Here is a 24,277-nt window from a genome sequence, read left to right on the forward strand (position 1 = left end):
TTACTGAATTGACGATCCGTCAGGAATGGTTGTGCACACAAAGAACGGACGGCCGCCCGCCGCGGGGCCGGGGCCGGACGGCGGGCGGGGCGTGCCTCGGTACCGGGTCAGCCCGGGAGGCGGGACGCCTGTCCCGGTCCGGCTTCCGCCGCGACGGCCTTCGCGATCTTCTCCGCGTCGATCGCCAGCTCGCGGAACATGCCGCTGATCGGGTTGGTGAAGCCGGTGAAGTACAGGCCGGGGGCGTTGCGCGGGGTGCGGGCGCCGTGCACGACCGGGCGGCCCCGGGCGTCGAGCACGTCGAGGTGGCCGACCAGGTCCTCCAGGGCGCGCAGGTAGCCGGTGGCGGCGACGACGGCGTCAGGCGACAGACGGCTGCCGTCGGCGAGGACGACCTCGTCGTCCTCCAGGCCGTCGACGGCGGCCACGATCTCGACCTGCCCCTTGCGTACGGCGTCGATGAGGCCGACGTCCTGGACCGGGATCGACCCCGCGGTGACGCGGCTGTAGAGGCCGGTGTCCGGGCGGGGCAGGCCGTGGGCCGAGAGGTCCGGCACGCTGAGCCTGCCCACCGGCCCGGCCAGCCGGTCGACGAGCCCGACCGGCAGCCGCCGGACCAGCACACCGGTGTACTGGGCGGCCCAGCCGGCCGTCGAGCGGCGCAGGATGTGCGGGGCGGTGCGGACGGACAGCCGTACCCGCTTGGCACCGCCCTCCACCAGGTCCACGGCGATCTCGGCGCCGGTGTTGCCGATCCCGACGACGAGCACGTCCCGGCCCGCGTAGGGCTCGGCGTTGCGGTACGCCCCGGCGTGCAGCAGCTCGCCGGTGTAGGACTGGCGGCCCGGCCAGTCGGGGATGTGGGGCGTGTGGTTGAAGCCGGTGGCCACGACCACCGCGGCGCCGGTCAGTTCACGGCCGCCGGTGGCGTGCAGCAGCCAGGCCGTGCCGTCGGGCGAGCGCTCGACGCGGGAGACCTCGACTCCGGTGACGATCTCCAGCTCGTGGTGTTCGGCGTACTTCTCCAGGTAGCGCACCACGTTGTCACGGGACACCCAGCGGCCGAAGCGGCGCGGGATGGGCAGTCCCGGCAGGGCGGACAGGCGCCGGGTGGTGTGCAGGTGGAGCCGGTCGTAATGGCGTCGCCAGGACGCGCCGACCTGGTCGGACTTCTCCAGGACGACGGCGCGGACGCCCCGGGCGCGCAGCGCGTACGCGACGGCGAGCCCGCCGGGGCCGGCGCCGATGACGTACACGGGCCGGTCCGTGGCAACGGCCGCGGCGGCCGCGGCGGAGGGGACGGGCGCGGGCGGGGTGGAGTCGGAGGAGGGGGTGGAGTCTGGCATGAGCGCGAGCGTAATCACGCACAGGATTGATGGGTCTCGGTCAAGACCGGAATTGGTTGCGGATTGATCACGCCTGGGGGACGGGTGGGTGGGACGTGTGACGTAGGCCGCCCGATTGTGTATGCGCGGTGGGGTGTTGGGGGTGCGAGGTGGGCGGCGCCCGGTCGGACAGACGGGAAGACCGGACGCCGCGTCCTTGTGAACGTAGTCGAGTGCCGACGAAATCGTCGGCAATGTCGCCGGATTCAGTGCGGACGCACAGCTTCGGTGTGAGCGGGGCGCCCGGAGAGCCGTGGGTCGCGGGCATCTTGCGAAAGTGCCGCCCGTCCGCTGAACTGACGTACCGTCAGATGTGATGGGCGGGTCGGCGGGAGAGTGGGTCCGGGGACATGGACACGATCTGGCTCGGCGGGGCGGAATGGCTGGCGGTGCTGCGTATCGGGCTCGGCCTGTGGTGGCTGGAGAGCTGGCGGCACAAGGACCGCAAGGACTGGTTCGAGCACGGCACCGGCATCGCGTGGGCGGCGGACGTCGCGGCGAGACACCGCTGGGGTGCGGTCCGCTCCGGCTTCGAGACCGTGGTCGCGGCCAGGCCGCGCACGATGGCGTACGTCGTCGTCTACGCGGAACTCGCCCTCGGACTGGGCCTGATCACGGGCTTTCTGACCCCGGTCGCCCTGGTCGGCGGACTGGTGCTCAACGCCCTCTACTTCGTCCTGATGATCCACGACTGGGCCGAGCAGGGGCAGAACTCGATGATGGGGCTCATCTCGGTGGTGGCCCTGTTCGGGATGTCGTGGCAGACCTGGTCGCTGGACGACGCGCTCGGCTGGTTCCGGTGAGCGGCGGCCCGCGCCACGACCTCCCCGAACCGGACGGCTTCACCCGCGTCTACTGGGACGCGGCGGCGCGCGGACGCCTGCTGATCCGCCGCTGCGGGGCGTGCGGGCGGGCGCACCACTATCCCCGCGAGTTCTGCCCGCACTGCTGGAGCGAGGACGTGACCTGGCAGGAGGCGAGCGGCCGGGCCACGCTCTACACCTGGTCCGTCGTCCACCGCAACGATCTGCCGCCCTTCGGGCAGCGCACCCCCTACGTCGCCGCCGTCGTCGACCTCGCCGAGGGGCCGCGGATGATGACCGAGGTGGTGGAGTGCGGGCCGGACGGACTGCGGGCGGGTGCGGCACTGGAGGTCGCCTTCCGCGAGGGGGTGCCGGTGTTCCGGCCGGAGCGACCGTGATCCTCGCGGGCCGGGCGCCGACGGGGGCGTAAAGGGGCTGCCGATCGCCGGTTCACCGGTTTCAATGGCCCGATGGCCCACACGAGCGACAGGTCCCCCGGCTTCCCCTTCCCCGAACTGCACGGCCACGGGCTGCGGCTGAGCCACTGGCGCGCGGACCGCGACGCCGACGTCGAGACCTGGCTGCGCGGGCTGTCCGACCGGGAGTTCCGGCGCTGGAACACCCCGCTCAGGCCCGTCGCGGACCTCGACAGCGCCCGTGCCTCGTTGCGGGCCAAGCAGGACGGCGCGGCCGACGGCACCAGCGCCTCGTTCCGGGTCACGGACGCGGCGGACGGTACGACGCTGGGGCACATCGGCGTCAACGCGATCGACCCCGCCTTCCGCTCCGGCCGGGTCGGCTACTGGGTCCTGCCGGAGGCCCGCGGCCGGGGCGTCGCCACCCGCGCGCTGGCCCTCGCCGCCCGCTGGGCCCACGGCGACCTCGGCCTGCACCGGCTGGAACTCGACCACGCCCTCGACCACGACGCCTCCTGCCGGGTCGCCGAGCGCTGCGGCTTCCGGTACGAGGGCACCCTGCGCGGCGCCATGTTCGAGGCGGGCCGCCACGACGCGTTCCGCGACAGCCATCTGCACGCCCGGCTGGCGACGGACCCGGAGCCGAGGCTGGCGACGGACCCGGAGCCGCGGCTGTCCTGACCGGCGCGCCGCGTGCGGGGCGTGGTGGCGCGTGGGTGCCGGGGTGCGCGTGGGCCCGGAGCTCTCAAGGACGTACGGCGCCGGGGTGCGGCGGCCTCAGGGCCACAGCAGCTCCTTGACCCAGCCCGCGCCCGTGTCCGTACTCGCGTCGGCGCTCTCCCGCCGGTACCGCAGCCGCACATGGCGGCGTTGTCCGTCGCCCTGGAAGAACTCCACCTCCGTCGGGCGGAGCCGGTAGAGCGTCCAGCTCCCGACCTCGGCCTGCGGCTCCCGCCGGGCCAGCTCCCAGGCGCCCTCGGAGGCCCGCCGCAGCTCCTCCACCGAGCCGAGGACGTCGCTCTGCCGGCCGGTCAGCGCCGCGGCCAGCGCCCCGGTGGAACGGGCGTGCAGGTCGGCCCGCGCCTCCCCGGGCGGGGCGACGGCGACCGGGCCGCGCACCCGCACCTGGCGGCCCTGGACGGGCCAGTAGAAGCCGAGGGCGGCGTACGGCCGGGCGGCGAGCTGGCGGCCCTTGCGGCTGCTCGCGTGGGTCGCGAAGGCCCAGCCGTCCGCGTCGGCGCCGTGCAGCATCACGGTCCGTACGTCCGGCAGGCCCTCCTCGTCCGAGGTCGCCAGCGACATGGTGTGCGGCTCAGTCTGCCCGGCCGCGGCCACCTCGGCGAACCAGGCCGTGAACAGCGCGAGGGGGTCGCCGGGCACGGCCTCCGGGTCGAAGGGCGGCAGCTCGGTCGCCTCCGGGGCCCACACCCGCAGCGACCTGAGCAGCTCGTGAAGATCCGTTGCCATGCCCCGAGTATCACGCAGCCGTCCCGCGCGGCCGCCCGCCACCACGTCGGCGGCCCGGCCCGGTACCGCCGACCGGCCCGGTACCGCCGCCCCGCTCAGTCCCGCCCCAGCACCACCGTCCCCGAGGAGCAGAACCAGCCCCCGGTGCCGGAGGCGACCGCCAGCCGGGGCAGCTCCCCGTCCGGTCGCCGCACCTGCCGGGCCCCGGCCTCGCCCCGCAGCTGCCGTACGGCCTCCACCAGCAGGAACAGTCCGCGCATCCCGGGATGCTGGGCCGAGAGACCGCCTCCGTCCGTGTTCACGGGCAGTTCCCCGCCCGCCACCGTCAGCCGCCCCTTCTCCACGAACGCCCCGCCCTCGCCCTTCGCGCAGAAGCCGAGGTCCTCCAGGGTCACCAGCGTCATGTAGGTGAAGGCGTCGTAGATCTCCGCGAAGTCCATCTCGTCGGGCCGGACCCCCGCCCGCTCGAAGGCGAGCCGTCCGCTCACCGCGGCCGGGGAGACCGTGAAGTCGGGCCACTCGGACATGGCGGCGTGGGAGACGTGCTCCCCGGTGCCCAGGACCCACACCGGGGCGGTGCGGCAGTCCCGTACGTACTCCTCGGCGGCGAGCAGCACCGCCGCCCCGCCGTCGGAGCGCAGACAGCAGTGCAGCTTGGTGAACGGATCGGCGATCATCGGGCCGGACAGCACGTCGTCGACCGTGATCGGGTCGCGGAACATGGCCTCCGGGTTCAGTGCGGCGTTCGCCCGCGCCTGGACCGCGACCTGCGCCAACTGCTCGATGGTCGTGCCGTGTTCGAGCATGTGGCGGCGGGCGGCCATGGCGTACTTGGCGATCAGGGTGTGGCCGTAGGGCGTCTCGAACTGGAGCGGGCCGCGGGCGCCGAAGGAGAGGTCGCCGCTGCGGCGGCCGGCCCTGATGTCCGCGCGGGCGGTCGAGCCGTAGACGAGCAGGACGGCGTTGGCGTGGCCCGCGGCGATCGCGTCCGCCGCGTGGGCCGCCATGACCTCCCAGGTGGAGCCGCCCACGGTGGTGGAGTCGACCCAGGTGGGGCGCAGTCCCAGGTATTCGGCGACCTCCACGGGCGCGAGGACGCCGGTGCCCGCCGAGGCGAAGCCGTCGACGAGCGAGCGGTCCAGTCCGGCGTCGGCGAGGGCGCGGCGGGCCGCCTGGGCGTGCAGGGTGTACGCGGTCGCGTCGTCCACGCGGCCGCAGCGGGAGAGCGCCGCGCCGACGACGGCGGCCCTTCGGGTACCTGGCAGCGACATGGATCTGACGGTATATCAGATCCGGTCGGGGCGGCAGGCGTCGAGGCCCTGTGCATCCGAGGGCGGCCGCCTTAACATGACGAGCCGTCAGATCGGGAGAGGGTGGGTGGTCCTCATGGACGCCGGCTTCAGCGCAGAACAGGACGACATCCGCCGCACCCTCCGTGAGCTGCTGCGCAAGCGCTGCGGGCCGGCGGAGGTGCGGGCCGCCGCCGACGCCCCCGCCGGTCACGACCCCGGCCTCTGGGAGGCCCTGGCCGCACGGCTCGGCCTGCCCGGTCTCGCCCTGCCGGAGCGCTACGGCGGCGCCGGCTGCCCGGTCACCGATCTCGCTCTCGCCTGCGAGGAGGCGGGGCGCTTCCTGGCCCCCACCCCGCTGCTGGCCACCGCCGCCCTCGCCGCCCCCCTGCTGCTCGCCCTCGGCACCGAGGAGCAGCGCGCCGGGCTGCTGCCCCGGATCGCGGCCGGCGATCTGACCGCCGCCCTCGCCGTGCCGGGCGCCGCCCTCGCCACCGCGCTCGCCCTGACCGGCCCGAACGGCGGCGACTGGGCGGGCGGCGGCCGGGCCGGCGGGATGCAGGCCCGGCGCGTGGACGGCAGGTGGCGGCTGTACGGGGAGGCGGACCAGGTCCTCGACGGGCACAGCGCCGGGCTCCTCGTCGTCGCAGCGCACACCGGCGGCTTCGCCCGCTCGCGCACGCTGCTGTTCCTCGTGTCCGGCGACGCGGCCGGGCTGGTGCGGGCGCGGCAGACCGCGCTGGACGCCACCAGGCCGCAGGGCCGTCTCCAACTGCGGGATGTCGAAGCCGAGTTGCTGGGGGAGGAGCAGGAGCGGCCGGAGCCGGGGGAGCGGGGCGGTGTCCTGCCGGTGCTCGCCGCGGTCGGCGACACCGCCGCGGCCGTCCTGGCCTGCGAGGCCGTCGGGGCGGCCGACCGGGTGCTGGAGCGCACCGTGGAGCACGTCGGGCGCCGGGAGCAGTTCGGGCGGGCGATCGGCTCCTTCCAGGCGGTCAAGCACCGGCTGGCCGACGTGTACGTCCAGGTGCAGGCGGCGCGCTCGGCCGCGTACTACGCCGCGTGGGCGACCGCGCGGGGCGAGCGGGTCGGCGGCCTCGCCCTCGCGCAGGCCCTCCAGGCGCTGCGGACCGCCGCCGCCGAGGCCGTGCAGCTGCACGGCGGCATCGGCTTCACCTGGGAGCACGAGGCCCATCTGTACTTCAAGCGGGCCACGGGCGACGAGTTGCTGTTCGGCCCGGTGCACCGGCTGCGCGCGCACGCGGCCCGGACCGCACGGCTCTTCGAGCGGCAGGAGGTGACGGTGTGACCACCGTCGGTGTGCGTCTGGTGCGGCGGGTGTCCGCCACCCGGGGCTTCGCGAAGGTCGCCCCGCACGTCATCCCCGCCCTGGACCGCACGGTCCACCGGCTGACCCGGGGAAAGGTGCTGCTCAGCGCCCAGATGCTGCCGGGGCTAGTGCTGACCTCGACCGGGGCGCGCAGCGGGCTGCCCCGGCACACCCCGCTGGCGTGCGTGCCGCAGGAGGACGGCCGCGGCTGGCTCCTGGTCGGCTCCAACTTCGGCCGCGGCGGCCACCCCGCCTGGACCCACAACCTGCTCGCGCATCCGGAGGCGTCCGTCAGCCTCGGGGGCGAGGACATCGCGGTCACGGCGCGGCTGCTGGCGGGGGAGGAGCGGGCCGCGGCCTGGGCGGCGGCGCTGGCGCTCTGGCCGCCGTACGCGGCGTACCAGGCGCGGGTGGAGCGGGAGATACGGCTCTTCAGGATCGTGCGCAGGTAGCGCGGCAGGCGGCGGCCCACCCGGGTGGGCCGCCGCCTGCCTGACAGGACTCGGTACCTGGAAAGAGGGCCGGGGCTATTTCGTCGGCTTCTTGCCGGTCACGCCCAGGTGCACCAACAGTGCCAGATTGGGCTTGAGTTCGGCCTGCTTGACGCCCCAGGACTGGAAGCCCTTCTGATGGGAGGCGACCGCCGCGAGCATCGCGACCAGCGAACCGGCGACCGCGGCCGGATTGACGTCCTTGTCGACCTTGCCCTTGGACTGCAACTCGGCGACCGCGTCGGAGAGGGAGTTGTTCACCGAGTTCAGGATCTTCATCCGGAGCTTGTAGAACCGTTTGTCCCCCTCGGCCGCCCCGAGGTCGACGACCCTGAGGATCGCGTCGTTGCGGCGCCAGAACTCCAGGAAACCGTCGACGAGTTCCTGTGAGGTCTGCCAGCCCGCCTTGCCGACCCAGGAGCGTCCGGCGACCAGTTCGGTCAACTCGGCGCCCTCGGCGGCCATTTGCTCGGCGATCTCCAGGACGGCACCTTCGACGTCCGGGAAGTACTGGTAGAAGGTGGCGGGCGAAGTACCCGCCTTCCGGGCGACATCGATGACTTTGACGTCCCGGTACGGGGAGGAGCTGAGCATCTCGCTGAGGCAGTCGAGCAGCTTCTGCCGGGTCGCCTGCCCACGCCGGCCGGCCACGCGGCCGTCGACGGTACGCACTTGTCCTGTCATGCCGTCAGCTTACCGAGGGGTGATCGGAGCGCGATTCGGCCGAGTGCAAATGGGGTGCGCGAGGGTATGGGGGCTGATGTGCTGGTCTGCGGGGTGCGTGCGGCCCAGTTACTTTGGCGGTATGGCCGAAAACTGGGCATCGGGGTACGGAGGGGGCGTCCGGGAGGGTGTTCCCTGCTGGGTGGACGCGCAGCTTCCCGACGTGGAGGCGGGCAAGCGATTCTACGGAGAGCTCTTCGGATGGACGTACGAGGACGCGTACGGCTCCTCGGTATGGGCCCGCAAGGACGGTGAGCCCGTCGCCGCGCTCGCGCACAAGACGGACGGCCGGATGCCCACGGTGTGGGCGGTGCACTTCTCGACCCCGGACGTGCGGGCGCTGCTGCGGCGGGTGGAGCAGGCCGGCGGCCAGGCCGTCAGGGCGCCGCTCAGGGACGGCGACCTGGGCGTCGCCGCGCTGGCCGCCGACCCCGAGGGGGCGGTCTTCGGTCTGTGGCAGCCCGGCACCTACCCGGGCTTCGGCACCCGCGGCACCCCCGGCACCTTCGCCTGGGTCCAGCTCTACGCCCGCGACCCGGCCGCCGCCAACGACTTCTACGGCGCCCTCTTCCACGAGGCCCTGTTCGGTCCCGGGTCCGAGCCCGCGTTCGGCCGGGCCGCGGTGGCCGACGTCTTCCCGGCCGAGATGCCGCCGCACTTCCTCGTCCACTTCCGGGTCGAGGACTGCGCGGCCGCCGCCCGGACCGTCCGGCGGCTCGGCGGCCGGGTCCAGGCGGGACCGTTCGACACCTCGTACGGGACGGTGGCCGTCGTCAGCGACAATCAGGGGGCGTCTTTCGCGCTGCTGGAACGCTGAGCGCCCGATGTTTGCCCTGATATCCCCCAATAACATGGCAGACATCCTGATTGTCCCTGGGTTCGCAACCTGTGGCCGGGCCAGGAAGAATCAGGGTGCGTGCCGCCACGGCGGTGCGGTGGTGAGACGCTGCACGGGGTCGCTGCACACGTGGGTGGTGCGGCCCGTACGGGGAGGTGGCAGGGCAAGTGGTGGATCAGCTGACGCAGCACGATCCGCGGCGTATCGGGCCGTTCGAGGTGCTGGGACGGCTGGGTGCCGGCGGCATGGGGCTGGTCTATCTCGCGCGCTCGGCGTCCGGCCGGCGCGTGGCGATCAAGACGGTCCGCACCGAGCTCGCCGAGGACCAGCTCTTCCGGGTCCGTTTCACCCGCGAGGTGGAGGCGGCGCGGGCGGTCTCCGGCTTCTACACGGCCGCGGTCGTGGACGCCGATCCGCGCGCCGCGGTGCCGTGGCTGGCCACCGCGTACGTCCCCGCGCCCTCGCTCGAGGAGATAGTGAACGACTGCGGGCCGCTCCCGGCCCAGGCGGTGCGCTGGCTCGCCGCGGGCGTCGCGGAGGCGCTCCAGTCCATCCACGGCGCCGGGCTGGTCCACCGTGACCTCAAGCCCTCGAACGTGCTCGTGGTCGAGGACGGCCCCCGGGTGATCGACTTCGGCATCGCCTCCGGTGTTTCGAACACCCGTCTGACCATGACGAACGTCGCGGTCGGCACACCCGCCTACATGTCCCCCGAGCAGGCGAAGGACTCCCGCAGCGTCACCGGCGCCAGCGACGTGTTCTCGCTGGGCTCGATGCTGGTCTTCGCCGCCACCGGACATCCGCCCTTCCACGGCGCGAACCCGGTCGAGACGGTTTTCATGCTGCTGCGCGAGGGCCCGGACCTCGAAGGGCTCCCGGACGAGCTGCGCCCGCTCATCGAGTCCTGCATGCAGATGGAGGCCACCGGCCGCCCGAACCCGGCCGACCTCCAGGCCCAGCTGGCCCCCCACCTCTTCGGCTCCGGCTCCGACGACAGCGGCACCGCGTCCGCGTGGCTGCCCGAGAAGGCGGTGGCCCTGATCGAGACCCGCCGCGGCGGCCGCCCGCCGGTGAAGCCGGCCGTGAGCGGCCCGCGCAGCGGGGGCCGCGCCCCGGTGCCGCCGCCGCCCTCGCGCGACCCCGCCGTCCCGGCGCTGCCGCCCGGCCCGGCCCCCGTGGGCGCCCCCGACAACGGCCCGGTCCGGCTGGCCGGGGCCGCGGTGCCGATCGGACCCGGACCGCGGGTCGCCGACGCCCGTGCCGCCGCGGTCAAGGCACCCCCGCCGGAGGCCGGCCTGGTCGCGTCCTGGGCCAGACCCCGCCCCGGCGTCAACGGCGCCGACCCCGTCGTACCCGCGCCGTCGGCGCTCCCGGAGGCGGCGGCCGGCTGGCGTCCCTGGCGGTTCCGCATGTCCAACGACGTGTGGGGCACCCCGGCGGTCGCCGGCGACCTGGTCTACGTGACCTCCTTCGAGGTGCACGCCCTCGACGTGGCGACCGGCAGACGCCGTTTCAAGACCCGGGACGTGGCCTGGTCGATGGCGGTCGCCGACGGCCGGGTGCACGCCTCCGACGGCCCCACCCTGTTCGCCCTGGACGCCCGCGAGGGCGGCGACCTGTGGCGGCTGTCCACGGACGCCTGGGTGTACTCCCTGAAGGCCGAGCGGGGCACGGTCGTCACCGGCACGCGCGGCGGCGGGGTGCAGGCCTGGGAGGCCTCCACCGGGCAGCGGCTGTGGGAGATCAACGGCTGCCAGAGCGACTTCGAGTCGCCGGAGGCGGGCCCCGCGCTGCACGACGGCACGGTGTACGTCTGGCAGGACGCCCGGCTGTGCGCCCTGGACGCGCGCACCGGCGAGGAGCGCTGGTCGTACCCGATCGGCGACGCCGCCTCCTGCGGCGGGGTGCCGGTGCGCGTCACGCACGCCCCGGACGGCCATGTCTACCTCTGCGCCGGCACCCGGGTGCTGGCCGTCGAGGTGGCCACCGGAAGGGTGCGCTGGCACTTCGAGGCCCCGGCCGCGTTCCTCTCCCCGCCCGCCTTCGTGCCCGGCCCCGCGGTCACCGGCGGCGGGGTGTACCTGGCCGACTACCTCGGCACGGTCTACGCGCTCGACGCCGCCGACGGCCGCGACCGCTGGCGCATCGCCACCGAGGCCCGGTCCTCGATCGAGCCGGTCCTGGTGGCCGCGGGCCATGTCCACGTCGGCAGCGGCAAGGGTCTCTACACCCTGGACGCGGTCACCGGCACACCCAAGTGGCGCTTCCAGGCGGGCGGCGACATCGTGGGCGCCCCCACGGTGGCGGAGGGCCGTATCCACTTCGGCTCCACCGACCACCTGCTCTACACCCTGAAGGCCGACGACGGCCGGCTGCGCTGGAAGCTCGCCACGGGCGGCGAGATCACCGGCTCGCCGGTGGTGAAGGACGGCGTGGTGTACGCGTGCAGCAAGGACCGCTGCGTGTACGCGCTGGACGCGGAGAAGGGCACGGGCACGGCCCGCACGACCTGACCCGCCGCCCGGCACCGTCTTCCGGCCCGGCACCGCCCCCCCCCGGCGGGCCGGGCCGGGCAGCGCCTCCGGCGGTGACGGCGGCCCCGGTGCTCAGCAACCCCGCCGCTCGGCCGCCCTGCCGCTCAGCCGTCCTGCCGCTCAGCCGTCCTGCCGCTCAGCCGTCCTGCGGTTCAGCCGCCCTGCCGCCCTGCCGCCCTGCCGCTCAGCCGTCCTGCGGCTCAGCGGGTCCGGTGTGTGCGCCGCCGGGCCCGGAACAGCCCGGTCTGCCGCTCGGCCGGCAGGTTCCCGAGCGCGATCAGGTGCGGCGCCTGGGCGAACCCCTGCGTCCGGGCGGCCTCCTTGGCCGCCCACAGCGCCCGCACCGTCCCCTGCACCCCTTCCGTCGGGAACCCGGCGATGACGCCGGCGCAGCGCACGGCCGCCGCCAGCGCCTGCCCCGGCGGGGTGAGTTCGCTGACCAGCCCGATCTCGTACGCCCGCCGCGCCCCGATCCGTTCCGCGTTGCCCATCAGCGCCATCCGGGCGACCTCCCCGTACGGCATCCGCTGGGCCATGAGGACGGACTCGTAGGCGCTGACCATGCCGTACGTGGTGTGCGGGTCGAAGAAGGCGGCGGTCGTGTCGGCGACCACGAACTCGCTCTCCCCGAGGAGGTAGAAGGCCCCGCCGCAGGCCATCCCGCGCACCGCGGCGACGACCGGCTTCCACAGGTCGTTGGCCTTCGGCCCGATCCGCAGCAGCGGATCGTCCTGCATGTACGGCGACCCGGGCTGCGGCACGACCGCGTCCCGGTCCAGTCCCGTGCAGAACGCCCGCTCGCCGGCCCCGGTGAGCACGATCGCCCGTACGGTGTCGTCGAACCGGAACTCCTGCCACACGGCGGCGAGTCCGGCGGCCATGTCGAGGTCGACGGCGTTCAGCCGGTCGGGCCGGTCGAGGGTGACGACGGCGACACCGGTGTCCTTGTCCGCGCCGACCCGCACCCCGCTCACGGCCGCTCCAGGACCCACTGCGGCAGCCCGTCGTCGCGGAAGACGACCTGCACCCGCGCCCCGATGCGGACCCGGTCGGCGGGCACGGAGTCCAGCGCCGCGCCCGCCCCGCCGACCAGGTTGCCGACCAGCCGGATCCTGGGGGCGTCGGCCAGTTCGACGACGACGACGTTGTACGGCGCCTGCTCGGCGTAGCCGGGCAGCAGCGGCGGATGGGCGACGACGTAGGACCAGATCCGTCCGCGCCCGTCCGTCCGCCGCCACTCGCTCGCGAAGGAGCGGCAGTGCGGGCAGCAGGGCCGGGGCGGGAAACGCACCTCGCCGCAGTCGGCGCAGGCCTGGACGCGGAGCTCGCCGCGGTCGGCGTACTCCCAGAAGGGGGCGCCGTCGGGATCGATGACGGGAGAGAGCATGTCGGTCAACTCCTCAGCAGCAGCGCGGACGTGGGGACTCCCTCGCCGGCCGTGACCAGGCAGGTGGAGGCGCCGGGGACCTGGGCGGTACTGGTCCCGCGCAGCTGCTTCACGCCCTCGGTGATGAGGTTGAAGCCGTGGACGTACGCCTCGGAGAGCCCGCCCCCGCCGGTGTTGACGGGCAGCCGCCCGCCGGTCTCCAGGGCGCCCCCCTCGGTGAACGCCCCGCCCTCGCCCCTCCCGCAGAACCCGTAGCCCTCCAGCGACAGCGGTATGAGCGCGCTGAACGCGTCGTATATCTGGGCGACGTCCACGTCCTCCGGCGTGAGGTCGGCGTGCTTCCACAGATGCCGGGCGGCGGTCCAGGCCGGGCCGGTGAGGGGATCGTCGTTCCAGTAGTTCACCATGCCGTGGTGCTGGGCGGGCAGCCCCTGGGCGGCGGAGTGGACGTAGACGGGTTTCCGGCGGCAGTCGCGGGCCCGTTCGCGCGAGACGACCACGCAGGCGAGCGCGCCGTCCGTCTCCAGGCAGTTGTCGTAGAGGCAGAGGGGCTCGCTGATCCACCGGGAGGTCATGTACATCTCCCGGGTCAGGGGCCGCTCGTACATGACCGCGTCCGGGTTCTGGTTGGCCCGGTTGCGGCAGGCGAGGGCGACGTTGAAGAGATGGTCGCGGGTGGCGCCGTACTCGTGCATGTAGCGGCGGGCCAGCATCGCGATCTCGTCCACGGGCCGCAGCAGCCCGAAGGGCCGGGTCCACTGGGCCGGGGTGGGCAGCTGGACGGCGGTGTTGGTCCAGGGCCTGGGCCCGCTCCCGCGCTTGCGCGACCGCCAGGCGACCCCCACGGTGGCCTGCCCGGCGGCGATGGCGGCGGCCAGGTGCGCGACGGTCGCGCAGGAACCGCCCCCGCCGTACCCGATCTTGCTGAAGAAGGTCAGATCACCGAACCCGACCGCCTTGGCGAGCTCGACCTCCTCCGTCTCCTCCATCGTGAAGGAGGCGAGCGCGTCGACCTCGCCGGGATCGATCCCGGCGTCGTCGAGGGCGGCGAGGACGGCCCGGCAGGCGAGGGTCTTCTCGTCCTCGGGAAGCCGCTTGGCGAATCCGGTCTGCCCGATCCCGACGATGGCGGTGGCGTCCTTGAGCCCCGAACTTCCCATGCGCGCCCCCTCCGGGCCACTGCCCAACTGCTGACAGCCCGTCAGGTTACAGCTAATCTGACGGACAGTCAGCTACGCGTCTGGAAGGTTGGTCGGCCGTGCGCGGTGACGTGGAATGGGGCAGCATCCCGGGCCTGGTCCGCTCGGCGGCCGAGCGGTACGGCGACGCGGAGGCGGTGGTGGAGGGCCGTACGAGGATCTCGTACGCGGAGCTGGGCGCCCGCGTGGAACGGGCGGCCGCCGCCTGCCTCGCCCATGGCGTCGAGGTGGGCGACCGGGTGGCCGTCTGGGCTCCCAACTCCCTCGACTGGATCGTCGCGGCACTCGGCGCGGTGTCGGCGGGCGCGGTCCTGGTCCCCCTCAACACGCGCTTCAAGGGCGCCGAGGCGGTGGACGTGCTGCGGCGCAGCGGCGCGCGGCTGCTGTTCGTCACCGGGACGTTCCTGGGCACCTCGTACGTGGCGTCGCTGCGCGGGGCGGCGGGGGCGGGGCCGGGCCCCGGGCCGCTGGGCGGGCTGCCCGCCCTGGAACGGGTGGTGGTGCTCGCGGACGACGCCCCGGCCGACTTCCGCACCTGGAAGGACTTCCTGGCGGACGGGGAGGGCGTCGGGGCCGCCGAGGTACGGGCCAGGGCGGACGCGGTGACCCCCGCCCTGCCCTCCGACATCGTCTTCACGTCCGGCACGACCGGCCGCTCCAAGGGCGTGGTGATCACCCATGCGCAGACGCTGCGGGGCTACGAGATCTGGGCCGACCTGGCGGGCCTGCGCCGCGACGACCGCTACCTGATCGTGAACCCCTTCTTTCACACCTTCGGCTACAAGGCGGGTGTGATCGCCTGCCTGACCCGGGGCGCGACGATGGTCCCCCAGCCGGTGTTCGACGTGGACACGGTCCTGGCGAACATCGCCGCGGAACGGATCTCGGTCCTCCCCGGCCCGCCGACCCTGCACCAGTCCCTCCTGGACCACGCCTCCCGCGACGCCCACGACCTGTCCGCGCTGCGCCTGGTCGTGACGGGCGCGGCGGTGGTCCCGCTGCGGCTGGTGGAGCGCCTCCGGGGCGAGCTCGGCGTCGGCACCGTCCTGACGGCCTACGGCCTCTCGGAGGCGAGCGGCATCGCCACGATGTGCCGCCGCGGCGACGAGCCGTCGGTGATCGCGTCGACGTCGGGCCGGGCGATACCCGGCACGGAGGTCCGGATCGCCGACGGGGCAGGGGCGCCGCTGGGGCCGGGACTGCCGGGCGAGGTGCTGGTCCGCGGCTTCAACGTGATGCGCGGCTACTACGAGGACGAGGCCGCGACCGCGGAGGTCCTCACGGCGGACGGCTGGCTGCGCACCGGTGACGTGGGCGTCCTGGACGCGGCGGGCAACCTGCGCATCACCGACCGCCTGAAGGACATGTTCGTCGTCGGCGGCTTCAACGCGTACCCCGCCGAGATCGAACAACTCCTCGGCCTGCACCCCGAGATCGCGGACGTCGCGGTGATCGGCGTCCCGGACACCCGCCTCGGCGAGGTCGGCAAGGCCTTCGTGGTCCGCCGCCCCGACGCACACCTCACGGCCGACGACCTGATCGCCTGGTCCCGCCGCGAGATGGCGAACTACAAGGTCCCGAGATCGGTGGAGTTCGTCCCCCACCTGCCCCGAAACGCCAGCGGCAAGGTGGTGAAGGGGGAGTTGCGGGGGCGGTGAGGGGCGCGGAGGCGGTCAGGCGGGCCAGACGGTGACCTGGAGGATGTAGACGCACTCGTGGCGAGGGACGGTCAAGTAGAGGAACATCCCGCCGGGAACGTATGCGGTCTGTACGCCTTCGCCCGCGCCTTGATAGCCGGTTCCGTCGAGGTGCAGTGCCTCTGCCGCGCGGACCAGTTCGTCGGCGCGCTTCTCGACCTCCGCGACGAACGCAGGCTGCGCGGGTGTCTCGCCGCCTACGACACGGGATTCGTCCGGGTCGTACTCCCAACGCCAGTCAGTCACGGGCGAGCGACTCCCGGGCCCAGACATGGAGGGTGTGGATCTCGTCCATGGCGTCGCGCCAGGCCGGGTCGTCCCGGTCCACGCTCTGCGCGGTGTACTCCGCTGCGCGCAGTCGTGCGACAGCCGAGGGAGTCCTCGCGATCTCGATGGCGACGGCCCATGTCTCAAGGAACTGGGTGATCGGTCCGAGGCTGCCGGTCCGCGCCGCAAGGGCGATGGCCTCGTCCTTCTGCCGTTCCATGGCGGGCAGTCGGTGAGGGGCCACTTGCGCGAGCGCGACGCGCAGGGCGACGGGCGTCCGCTCGGGTCTAGGGACGACCGGGCCGCCGGGTTCGATGTGCTGTGCGGTCATCCTGCTCCCTCCGTGGGCCGTGCCATGGCTACGGTACGACAGGGGCTGGTGATTACGCAGGGTATCCGGAGACGACGTGCTGGTGAGGGGAGGGGAAGCCGGCCGGGATCCGGGGACCCACCCGTCCGCCCGGAGGGCTCGGCTCGGCCGGCGTGGAGACCAGCGGCGCTGAGGCCGCTGACCGTGCCGCCTGTGGATAACCCCCGAAAAACGGCTTGGATCATCCTTCGACCCCGAACACACCTCGGCCGCGGCGGCTCCCCTCCCTGCCGCCGCGGCCGATCCCCGTCGGGAATGAGGCCTACTTGTTGCCCAGGTCCAGGGCGGGCGGGGCCGGTGCGTGCTGGTCCAGCGTGGTGACCTCCTCGGCCTTCAGGGCGGGCGGGGCCGGTGCGTGCTGGTCCAGCGTGGTGACCTCCTCGGCCTTCAGGGCGGGCGGGACCGGTGCGTGCTGGTCCAGCGTGGTGATCTCCTCGGCCTTCTTGGCTTCGCTCATGGCAGGAACTCCCCATTGATCAGCTAAAGATGTGTTGTGAAAGAAAGCGCCCGTTCGGCAACTCCCCCGAGGGTCGCCGAACGGGCGTTTCGGAGGCCTCAGCGTAGTCGTCAGGCCCCTTTGCTCCGCCTGCCCCCCGACGCGACGGATCCAGGAGTAGAGACTGGCAGCGGTCCATAAACGTTCGATGAACGCGCCGGTGCGGGGCTTTCAGGCGGCCCTGACTGGAGACAGCAGGCCGCGTACCTCGGTGGCCTCGGACGAACCGGCCGTGTCGTAGATACCGAGAGCGTCACGCCAGCAAGCACGGGCCCGGTCCGGCTGGCCGAGTGTCTCCAGGGCCTTGCCCAGAAGAGTCAGGGCATTGGCCCTCATCCAGTCACCCCCGATGCAGCCGATCCCCAGCGCCTGTTCGGCATGCTGGGCGGCCTGGGCAGGGCGACGAGCCGCGAGGTGCACCTGGGCGATGCGGAAGTGGGTGGTGCCTTCCCAGAGGCGCTGACGGCTGTCTGTGAAGATGTGAAGTGCCTTTTCGAGCTGCTCCAGCGCCTCCGGCAGCCGGCCGGCCTGGGTGAGGACGATTCCTGAGGCGTACCGCGCATTCGCCAGACGCACCGACAGACCCAAGTCGTCGTAGATTTTGATGCCCTGCTGAGCAAGGTCTACAGCGCGCGCACTGCGTCCCATGGAGGCCAGCGCCCGTGACAGATTGCAGACTGCGCTTGCCTCGCCCGGCTTGTTCTCGTCGGCGCGGAAGGCGTCGATCGCCCGGATGAAATAGCCCTCGGCGTCGGCGTAGAGCGACCTGCAAATGGCGATGATGCCAAGCTGGTTGGGAGCGGTGCTGCTGGTCCAAGGATCGTTGGCGGCCTCGTTGAGGAGATCGGCGCGCTTGGCCTCTCGCTCAGCCTCCTCGAACCGACCCCCCTGGCTGAGGACTTGGGCCAGCGTGATACGCGCCCGCATCTCGGCGTGCGCGTCATCCTGGGCGGTAGCGGCGTCGCGGGCCGCCACAGCCGTCCTCTCGTACCGGAGTGAACCGGCCCCGGACTCGGCCAGGTCGATGGTGGCCAGGAGGAGGTCGACGGCCCGTCGCAACGTCGCGGGCTTCAGGGACTGTTGGACGCAGGCGAGGAGAGGCTCGGCCTCCGCATGGAGCCAGTCCAGTGCGTCCGCGGCATCGGTGAACTCCTGCCCTGGATAGCGGCTCTTCTCAAGGTGCGCGATCGTCCGATCACCGGGACGCTCAAGTGCGTAGACCTCCGCCGCATTGGCCAGGTAGAAGTCCAGCAACCGGGACATCGCCGCATCGCGTTCGCTCGGGGGCTGTTCGTCCCTTTCCGCGCAAGCACGCGCGTAGAGCCGGACCAGATCGTGGAACCGGTAGCGACCGGGCGCCGCCGATTCCAGCAGGGAGGTGTCGACCAAGGCCTCCAACAGGTCCTCGGTCTCGTCCACCGGCAGGTCCAGGAGCGGCGCGGCAGCCGCCAATGACATGTCCGGCCCGTCGGCCAGCCCCAGCAGACGGAACGCCCGCGCCTGGGCCGGCTCCAGCGCGCCGTACCCCAGCTCGAACGTCGCCTTGACCGCCAGGTCGCCCGCCTGGAGTTCGTCCAGGCGGCGTCGCTCGTCGGCCAGCTTGGCCGCCAGGACGGACACCGTCCAGGTGCGGCGGGCCGCCAGCCGGGACGCCGCGATGCGGATCGCCAGGGGCAGGAAGCCGCAGGCCGCGACGACGTCCAGGGCGGCCTCGCGTTCCGCCGCGACCCGCTCCTCGCCCACGATCTTCGTGAACAGGGACAGCGCCTCGTCGGGGGACATGACGTCCAGGTCGACCAGGTGCGCGCCGGCCAGGTCCACCATGCGCACCCGGGAGGTCACCAGCGCAGCGCAGCCCTCCGTGCCCGGCAGCAGCGGCCGTACCTGGGCCGCGTCGCGGGCGTTGTCCAGCAGCACCAGGACCCGGCGGCCGTCCAGCACCGAGCGGTACAGGGCCGCGCGTTCCTCCAGGGAGTCCGGGATCGCCGAGTCGGCGGTGCCCAGGGCCCGCAGGAAGAAGCCCAGGACCGTCTCCGGCTCGGCCGCCCGCGCCCCCGCGCCCTGGAGATCGACGTAGAGCTGCCCGTCCGGGAAGGCGTGCCGGGCCCGGTGTGCCACGTGCACCGCCAGCGTCGTCTTGCCGACACCACCGATCCCGGCCAGCGCCGACACCGCCATCACCCGGCCCTCGGAGGAGGCGAGCACCTCGCCGAGCTCCGCGACGAATGAGGCGCGGCCGGTGAAGTCGGGCACGGTCGCCGGGAGCTGGGCGGGACGCACCACCGCCGAGGCGGGGTCCGCCATCGGGGCCGACGGCTCGGCGAGGCCGGGGTCGGCCTGCAGGATCCGCTGCTGGAGGTCGCGCAGGCCGGGCCGGGGATCGACGCCCAGTTCCTCGGCGAGCAGCCGGCGGGTGTCCGCGTACACGGCCAGCGCCTCCGCCTGCCGCCCGCTGCGGTACAGCGCCAGCATCAGCAGCTCGCGCAGGCGTTCGCGCAGCGGGTGGGCCGCGGTCAGCGCGGTCAGTTCCGAGACCGCCTCCGCGTGGCAGCCCTGCTCCAGGTCCATGTCGAGCCGGGACTCGAGGAGTTGCAGCCGCCATTCCTCCAGGCGGACCCGCTGTGCCTCCGCGTACGGACCCGGCACCCCCGCCAGTGTCTCCCCGTCCCACAGGGCCAGCGCCCGGTCCAGCGTCTTGCGCGCGCGGCCCAGGTCCCCGGCGCCCCGCGCCTTCTCGGCCCGGGCCGCCAGGTCCTGCGCCACCGCCAGGTCGAGCGTCCCTTCGCCCAGCGAGCGGATCGCGTAGCCGCCGGACTCGCTGACCAGGACGCCGGGGTCGAGCGCCTTGCGTAGCCGGGAGGCGTACGTCCGTACCGCCGCCAGCGCCTGCGAGGGGGACTCCTCGCCCCACAGCGCGTCGATCAGCTCGGCCGCCGTCGCCGTACGGCCCTCGCGCAGCAGCAGGGCGGCCAGCAGCGCGCGCTGCTGGGGGGAGCCGGTGGCGAGCGCTTCCTCGCCGCGCCAGGCGCGCACCGGTCCGAGCAGGCCGAAGCGCAGCGCCGCCGGTTGTGTACCGGAGCCCGGGTGCCGCTGCTCCGGCACGCGCGGTACGCCGTCGTCCATCGGAGTCCCCCTAGGCAGCCTCAACAACCCCGCCAGTTTGCCTTGTTCATGGTGGATGCGTCAGCCGGGCGAGACGCCGATCACAGAGACGCGACCGTTGTGCGCGCGGGTTCCCACAAGGCCCTCACAGCCTCTCCGCACGGTCGCGGCACCCAGGGCCCCGTACCACATAGCTGACGGACCGTCAGATCAGCGCTACCGTGGGCGCCATGGACACCCACGACAGCACGTTTCCGCTGATCATCTCCGTGGACGACCACACCGTGGAGCCCGCCGACGTCTGGCAGGACCGGCTCCCGAAGAAGTTCCTGGACACCGGGCCGAGGATCGTGCGCGCGCCGCTGAAGGAGATGTCCTTCCTCGGCGGCCGCTTCAAGCCCGTCATGGGCGAACCGGGCGACGACGGCCCGCTCGGCGACTGGTGGATCTACGAGGACCTGCACCGCCCGCTGACCCGCCTGGACACGGCCGTCGGCTACAGCAGGGACGAGATCAAGCTGGAGGTGATCACCTACGAGCAGATGCGGCCCGGCTCGTACGACGTCCCGCTGCGGCTGGCCGACATGGACGTCAACCACGTCCAGTCCGCGCTGTGCTTCCCCACCTTCCCGCGCTTCTGCGGCCAGACCTTCACCGAGGCCCCGGACCGCGAGCTGGGGCTGCTGTGCGTGCGCGCCTACAACGACTGGATGGTGGAGGAGTGGTGCGGCCCGCAGGCCCGCGGCCGGCTGATCCCGCTCACCCTCATCCCGCTGTGGGACGCAGAGCTCGCCGCCGCGGAGGTACGGCGCAACGCCGCCCGCGGGGTGCGGGCCGTCGCCTTCTCCGAGATACCCCCGCACCTCGGCCTGCCCTCCGTGCACGCCGACGACTGGGACCCGTTCCTGGCGGCCTGCGACGAGACCGGCACGGTCGTCGCGATGCACATCGGCTCCTCCAGCCGGATGCCGTCCACCTCCGCCGACGCCCCGCCCGCCGTCGGCTCCACCATCACCTTCGCCAACTGCTGTTTCTCGATGGTCGACTGGCTGCTGAGCGGCAAGTTCGAGCGCTTCCCGAACCTGAAGGTGATGTACGCCGAGGGCCAGATCGGCTGGATCCCCTACATCCTGGAGCGCGCCGACGTCGTCTGGGAGGAGAACCGCGGCTGGGGCGGGGTCGCCGACAAGGTCCACCGTCCGCCGTCCGAGCTGTTCGCCGAGCACGTGTACGGCTGCTTCTTCGACGACGCCTTCGGGCTCAGGAACCTGGACGCGATCGGGGTCGGGAACGTCCTGTACGAGACGGACTACCCGCACTCCGACTCCACCTGGCCGAAGTCGAGGCAGGTCGGCGAGGCCCAGATGGGGCACCTGGCGGCGGACGTCGTCGAGCGGATCGTCCGGCGCAACGCGATCGAGCTGCTCGGGCTGACGGACGAGGGGCTGTGGCCGGGTCCGGGCGGCGCCGTATGACGCCCCCGGACGGCGGCGGGGGTCTGGAGTACGGCATCCAGCTGCCCATCCAGTCCCAGAGCACCCTGTACGCCGAGCCCTGGGAGGCCGGCGCGGGCCCCGGCGACCTGCTCGCCCTCGCCCGCGCCGCCGAGCACGCCGGCTTCGCCTACCTCGCGACCTGCGACCATGTCGCCGTCCCGCGCCGCCTCGCCGCCTCCATGGGCACGGTCTGGTACGACCCGGTCGCCACCCTCGCCTACCTGGCCGCCGCCACCGAACGGATTCGGCTGCTCAGCCATGTCGCGATCGTCGGCCTGCGCCACCCGCTGCTGACCGCCAAGCAGTACGCCACCCTCGACCACCTCTCGGGCGGCCGCCTGGTCCTCGGGGTGGGCGCCGGACACGTACGGGAGGAGTTCGAGGCGCTCGGGGTGGACTTCGGGCAGCGCGGAGCGGTGCTCGACGAGGCGATCGACGCGCTGCGGGCGGCCCTGGGGCCGGACGAGTTCCCCTCCCACCACGGGAAGTTCCACGACTTCGAGGGGCTCGGCCAGCGCCCCCGGCCAGTCCAGGAGCGGGTGCCGGTGTGGGTCGGCGGTTCGTCGCCCGCGGCCGTGCGCCGGGCCGCGCTCAAGGGCGACGGCTGGCTGCCGCAGGGCGACCCGAGGGACCGGCTCCCGGCCCAGATCGACCGGCTGTGGCGGCTGCGCGAGGAGGCGGGGATCGCGCAGCCGCTCACCGTCGGCGCGATCACCGAGCCGCTGTACGTCGGCACGCCCGGCTGGGAGGTCGGCCGCCGCACCCTCACCGGCCGCCCCGAGACTCTCGCCGAGTCGCTGCGGGCCTACGGGGCGATGGGCGTGCACCAGATCCAGGTGCGGTTCCGCAGCCGGAGCCGCACCGAACTCGTCGACCAGATAAAGGCGTTCGGGGCCGAGGTCGCGCCCCACCTGACCTGAGGAGTGCGTGGCATGGGCAAGCTGGACGGGCGGGTCGTCATCGTCACCGGGGCGGCCCGCGGGCAGGGCGAGCAGGAGGCGCGGCTCTTCGTGGCGGAGGGCGCGAACGTGGTCGTGGCGGATGTGCTGGACGACCTGGGCGAGGCGCTCGCCAAGGAGATAGGGGCGCGCTACGTCCACCTCGACGTGGGCGTGGAGCAGGAGTGGCAGGCCGCCGTCGCCGCCGCGAAGCGGGCGTACGGCCGCCTCGACGGGCTGGTGAACAACGCCGGCATCCTGCGCTTCAACGCCCTCGTGGACACGCCCCTCGACGAGTTCATGCAGGTCGTGCAGGTCAACCAGGTCGGCTGCTTCCTGGGCATGAAGACGGTGGCGCCGGAGCTGGCCGACGGCGGGACCATCGTCAACACGGCGTCCTACACGGCGCTGACCGGCATGGCCGCGGTGGGGACGTACTCCGCGACCAAGCACGCCGTGCTCGGACTCACCCGGGTCGCCGCGCTGGAGCTCGCCGGCCGGGGGATCCGGGTCAACGCGATCTGCCCCGGCGCCATCGACACCGCGATGTCCAACCCGGCGCGGCTGGACCCGGGCGCGGATCCGGCGGAGATGAGCCGCGCCCTGGACGAGCTGTACCGCAAGCTCGTGCCGCTCGGGCGGATCGGGCGGGCCGAGGAGGTGGCCCGGCTGGCGCTGTTCCTGACCTCGGACGACTCCTCGTACATCACCGGACAGCCGTTCGTGATCGACGGCGGCTGGCTGGCCGGGGTCAGCATCATCTGACGGTCCATCAGCTATTGACGGTGGAAGCGGCCGGTGCGACAGTCGGCCAACGAACGGTAGCTGACGAAGCGTCAGAAAACATGGGACGGTGAACCGCTGTGGAATTCGGGCTCTTTGTACAGGGATACGTGGGCAAGCGCGCCGAGACCGACCCGCTCGCCGAGCACAAGGCGCTGATGGAGGAGACCGAGTACGTCATCCAGGCGGACCGCTCCGGCTTCAAGTACGCCTGGGCCTCGGAGCACCACTTCCTGGAGGAGTACTCGCACCTGTCCGCCAACGACGTCTTCCTCGGCTACCTCGCGCACGCCACCGACCGCATCCACCTCGGCTCGGGCATCTTCAACCCGCTCGCCCAGGTCAACCACCCGGTCAAGGTCGCCGAGAAGGTCGCCATGCTCGACCATCTCAGCGGCAACCGCTTCGAGTTCGGCAGCGGACGCGGCGCCGGTTCGCACGAGATCCTCGGGTTCATCCCTGGTGTGACCGACATGAACTACACCAAGGAGATCTGGGAGGAGACCATCGCCGAGTTCCCCAAGATGTGGCTCCAGGACGAGTACGCCGGTTTCCAGGGCAAACACTGGCAACTGCCGCCGCGCAAGGTGCTGCCGAAGCCGTACGGGAAGTCGCACCCGGCGATGTGGTACGCGGCCGGCTCCCCGCCGTCGTACGCCATGGCCGCCCGCAAGGGGCTCGGCGTCCTCGGCTTCAGCATCCAGAAGGTCGCCGACATGGAATGGGTGCTGGAGCAGTACAAGACGGCGATCGTGAACGCCGAGCCGATCGGCGACTTCGTCAACGACAACGTGATGGTGACGACGACGGCGATCTGCGCGCCCACGCACGACGAGGCGATCCGGATCGCCACGTCCGGCGGGCTGCACTACCTGCCGTCCCTGGTGTTCCGGTACCACGACACCTTCCCGCGGCCCGAGGGGTTCCCCGTCTGGCCGGAGACCCTGCCCGAGTACACCCCCGAGTTCGTCGAGCTCCTCATCGAGGAGGAGCTGCTGATCTGCGGCGATCCGGACGAGGTGCTGCGGCAGTGCAAGCGGTGGGAGCAGGCGGGGGCGGATCAGCTGAGCTTCGGGCTGCCGGTGGGGGTGCCGAAGGAGGAGACGTTGCAGACGATCCGGCTGATCGGGGAGCACGTCATTCCGAAGATCGACACGGATCCCGTACACCGGACGACCCGATTCCGGGATGCCGCGTAATCGCCGTTGCGGGGTGCGGGTGCGTTGTGGCTGGTCGCGCAGTTCCCCGCGCCCCTTCAGGTAGGGCAGG

At 72.9% G+C, this 24,277-nt stretch carries 23 protein-coding genes; 12 read left to right on the forward strand and 11 right to left on the reverse strand.

Going from position 1 to position 24,277, the window contains the following annotated elements; all coding sequences use genetic code 11:
- Positions 1-107 precede the first annotated feature (107 nt).
- Positions 108-1,346 carry a flavin-containing monooxygenase gene (locus ACZ7OY_RS15705; RefSeq protein ID WP_471911885.1) on the reverse strand — a complete coding sequence of 413 codons (1,239 nt, stop codon included), beginning with the start codon at positions 1,344-1,346 and terminating at the stop codon, positions 108-110.
- Between the two features lie 389 nt (positions 1,347-1,735).
- On the opposite strand from ACZ7OY_RS15705, the gene ACZ7OY_RS15710 reads away from it, so the two are divergent.
- The 3 genes from ACZ7OY_RS15710 to ACZ7OY_RS15720 all read left to right on the forward strand — a co-directional run bounded on the left by ACZ7OY_RS15710 (position 1,736) and on the right by ACZ7OY_RS15720 (position 3,285).
- Positions 1,736-2,188 (forward strand): DoxX family protein, encoded by a 453-nt coding sequence (locus ACZ7OY_RS15710; protein WP_351602574.1) that lies wholly within the window; start codon positions 1,736-1,738, stop codon positions 2,186-2,188.
- Positions 2,185-2,586: a Zn-ribbon domain-containing OB-fold protein gene (locus ACZ7OY_RS15715; protein WP_471911886.1), complete on the forward strand. Its 402-nt coding sequence runs from the start codon at positions 2,185-2,187 to the stop codon at positions 2,584-2,586. Before ACZ7OY_RS15710 ends, ACZ7OY_RS15715 begins: the two co-directional genes overlap by 4 nt.
- A 72-nt stretch (positions 2,587-2,658) precedes the next feature.
- Positions 2,659-3,285, forward strand: a complete 627-nt coding sequence (locus ACZ7OY_RS15720) for a GNAT family N-acetyltransferase (protein WP_471911887.1) — start codon at positions 2,659-2,661, stop codon at positions 3,283-3,285.
- Positions 3,286-3,381: 96 nt separating this feature from the next.
- Here the strand turns inward: ACZ7OY_RS15720 and ACZ7OY_RS15725 are convergent, their stop codons facing one another.
- Together ACZ7OY_RS15725 and ACZ7OY_RS15730 are read right to left on the reverse strand one after the other, a co-directional pair.
- The gene (locus tag ACZ7OY_RS15725) at positions 3,382-4,071 is read right to left on the reverse strand and encodes a pyridoxal 5'-phosphate synthase (protein WP_471911888.1); all 690 of its coding nucleotides are present in this window, start codon (positions 4,069-4,071) and stop codon (positions 3,382-3,384) included.
- A gap of 95 nt (positions 4,072-4,166) precedes the next feature.
- Positions 4,167-5,342 carry a thiolase C-terminal domain-containing protein gene (locus ACZ7OY_RS15730; protein WP_471911889.1) on the reverse strand — a complete coding sequence of 392 codons (1,176 nt, stop codon included), beginning with the start codon at positions 5,340-5,342 and terminating at the stop codon, positions 4,167-4,169.
- Positions 5,343-5,457: 115 nt separating this feature from the next.
- Between ACZ7OY_RS15730 and ACZ7OY_RS15735 the strand changes: the two genes are divergently transcribed.
- The gene (locus tag ACZ7OY_RS15735) at positions 5,458-6,666 is read left to right on the forward strand and encodes an acyl-CoA dehydrogenase family protein (RefSeq protein WP_471912095.1); all 1,209 of its coding nucleotides are present in this window, start codon (positions 5,458-5,460) and stop codon (positions 6,664-6,666) included.
- Complete coding sequence (locus tag ACZ7OY_RS15740; RefSeq protein WP_471911890.1) at positions 6,663-7,139, forward strand: nitroreductase family deazaflavin-dependent oxidoreductase; 477 nt, start codon at positions 6,663-6,665, stop codon at positions 7,137-7,139. Before ACZ7OY_RS15735 ends, ACZ7OY_RS15740 begins: the two co-directional genes overlap by 4 nt.
- Positions 7,140-7,214: 75 nt before the next feature.
- Here ACZ7OY_RS15740 and ACZ7OY_RS15745 read toward each other — a convergent pair whose 3' ends face one another.
- Positions 7,215-7,850, reverse strand: coding sequence for a TetR family transcriptional regulator (locus tag ACZ7OY_RS15745; protein ID WP_351622403.1), 636 nt, complete (start codon positions 7,848-7,850; stop codon positions 7,215-7,217).
- A gap of 133 nt (positions 7,851-7,983) precedes the next feature.
- Here ACZ7OY_RS15745 and kbpA point away from each other — a divergent pair, with 133 nt between their 5' ends.
- Together kbpA and afsK are read left to right on the forward strand one after the other, a co-directional pair.
- A complete protein-coding gene (gene kbpA, locus ACZ7OY_RS15750) occupies positions 7,984-8,718 on the forward strand; it encodes an AfsK-binding protein KbpA (protein WP_471911891.1) in 735 nt (244 codons plus the stop codon).
- 188 nt (positions 8,719-8,906) lie between these two features.
- Complete coding sequence (gene afsK, locus ACZ7OY_RS15755; protein ID WP_471911892.1) at positions 8,907-11,252, forward strand: protein serine/threonine kinase AfsK; 2,346 nt, start codon at positions 8,907-8,909, stop codon at positions 11,250-11,252.
- A 221-nt stretch (positions 11,253-11,473) separates the two neighbouring features.
- Here the strand turns inward: afsK and ACZ7OY_RS15760 are convergent, their stop codons facing one another.
- Genes ACZ7OY_RS15760 through ACZ7OY_RS15770 form a run of 3 tightly spaced genes read right to left on the reverse strand, consistent with a single transcriptional unit; the run spans position 11,474 to position 13,820 of the window.
- Positions 11,474-12,247, reverse strand: coding sequence for an enoyl-CoA hydratase/isomerase family protein (locus ACZ7OY_RS15760; RefSeq protein ID WP_471911893.1), 774 nt, complete (start codon positions 12,245-12,247; stop codon positions 11,474-11,476).
- Positions 12,244-12,660, reverse strand: coding sequence for a Zn-ribbon domain-containing OB-fold protein (locus ACZ7OY_RS15765; protein ID WP_471911894.1), 417 nt, complete (start codon positions 12,658-12,660; stop codon positions 12,244-12,246). The genes ACZ7OY_RS15760 and ACZ7OY_RS15765 overlap by 4 nt, the downstream gene beginning before the upstream one ends.
- Positions 12,661-12,665: 5 nt before the next feature.
- The gene (locus tag ACZ7OY_RS15770; protein WP_471911895.1) at positions 12,666-13,820 is read right to left on the reverse strand and encodes a lipid-transfer protein; all 1,155 of its coding nucleotides are present in this window, start codon (positions 13,818-13,820) and stop codon (positions 12,666-12,668) included.
- Between the two features lie 98 nt (positions 13,821-13,918).
- On the opposite strand from ACZ7OY_RS15770, the gene ACZ7OY_RS15775 reads away from it, so the two are divergent.
- A complete protein-coding gene (locus ACZ7OY_RS15775) occupies positions 13,919-15,517 on the forward strand; it encodes a FadD3 family acyl-CoA ligase (RefSeq protein ID WP_471911896.1) in 1,599 nt (532 codons plus the stop codon).
- Positions 15,518-15,532: 15 nt separating this feature from the next.
- Here ACZ7OY_RS15775 and ACZ7OY_RS15780 read toward each other — a convergent pair whose 3' ends face one another.
- The 4 genes from ACZ7OY_RS15780 to afsR all read right to left on the reverse strand — a co-directional run bounded on the left by ACZ7OY_RS15780 (position 15,533) and on the right by afsR (position 19,812).
- The gene (locus ACZ7OY_RS15780; protein ID WP_471911897.1) at positions 15,533-15,802 is read right to left on the reverse strand and encodes a hypothetical protein; all 270 of its coding nucleotides are present in this window, start codon (positions 15,800-15,802) and stop codon (positions 15,533-15,535) included.
- On the reverse strand, positions 15,795-16,154 hold the full coding sequence (locus ACZ7OY_RS15785; RefSeq protein ID WP_471911898.1) for a DUF6247 family protein: 360 nt from the start codon (positions 16,152-16,154) through the stop codon (positions 15,795-15,797). Before ACZ7OY_RS15785 ends, ACZ7OY_RS15780 begins: the two co-directional genes overlap by 8 nt.
- A gap of 301 nt (positions 16,155-16,455) precedes the next feature.
- Positions 16,456-16,650 carry a regulatory protein AfsS gene (gene afsS, locus ACZ7OY_RS15790; RefSeq protein ID WP_471911899.1) on the reverse strand — a complete coding sequence of 65 codons (195 nt, stop codon included), beginning with the start codon at positions 16,648-16,650 and terminating at the stop codon, positions 16,456-16,458.
- 210 nt (positions 16,651-16,860) lie between these two features.
- A complete protein-coding gene (afsR, locus tag ACZ7OY_RS15795) occupies positions 16,861-19,812 on the reverse strand; it encodes an SARP-family global regulator AfsR (protein WP_471911900.1) in 2,952 nt (983 codons plus the stop codon).
- Positions 19,813-20,021: 209 nt separating this feature from the next.
- On the opposite strand from afsR, the gene ACZ7OY_RS15800 reads away from it, so the two are divergent.
- The 4 genes from ACZ7OY_RS15800 (at position 20,022) to ACZ7OY_RS15815 (ending at position 24,207) form a co-directional block, all read left to right on the forward strand.
- The gene (locus ACZ7OY_RS15800; RefSeq protein WP_471911901.1) at positions 20,022-21,266 is read left to right on the forward strand and encodes an amidohydrolase family protein; all 1,245 of its coding nucleotides are present in this window, start codon (positions 20,022-20,024) and stop codon (positions 21,264-21,266) included.
- A complete protein-coding gene (locus ACZ7OY_RS15805; protein WP_471911902.1) occupies positions 21,263-22,207 on the forward strand; it encodes a TIGR03619 family F420-dependent LLM class oxidoreductase in 945 nt (314 codons plus the stop codon). The genes ACZ7OY_RS15800 and ACZ7OY_RS15805 overlap by 4 nt, the downstream gene beginning before the upstream one ends.
- Before the next feature lie 12 nt (positions 22,208-22,219).
- Positions 22,220-22,990 carry an SDR family NAD(P)-dependent oxidoreductase gene (locus ACZ7OY_RS15810; protein WP_471911903.1) on the forward strand — a complete coding sequence of 257 codons (771 nt, stop codon included), beginning with the start codon at positions 22,220-22,222 and terminating at the stop codon, positions 22,988-22,990.
- Positions 22,991-23,088: 98 nt separating this feature from the next.
- Complete coding sequence (locus ACZ7OY_RS15815) at positions 23,089-24,207, forward strand: LLM class flavin-dependent oxidoreductase (RefSeq protein WP_471911904.1); 1,119 nt, start codon at positions 23,089-23,091, stop codon at positions 24,205-24,207.
- The last annotated feature ends 70 nt before the right edge of the window (positions 24,208-24,277 follow it).

The organism is Streptomyces sp. NPDC107559, from assembly GCF_055657365.1.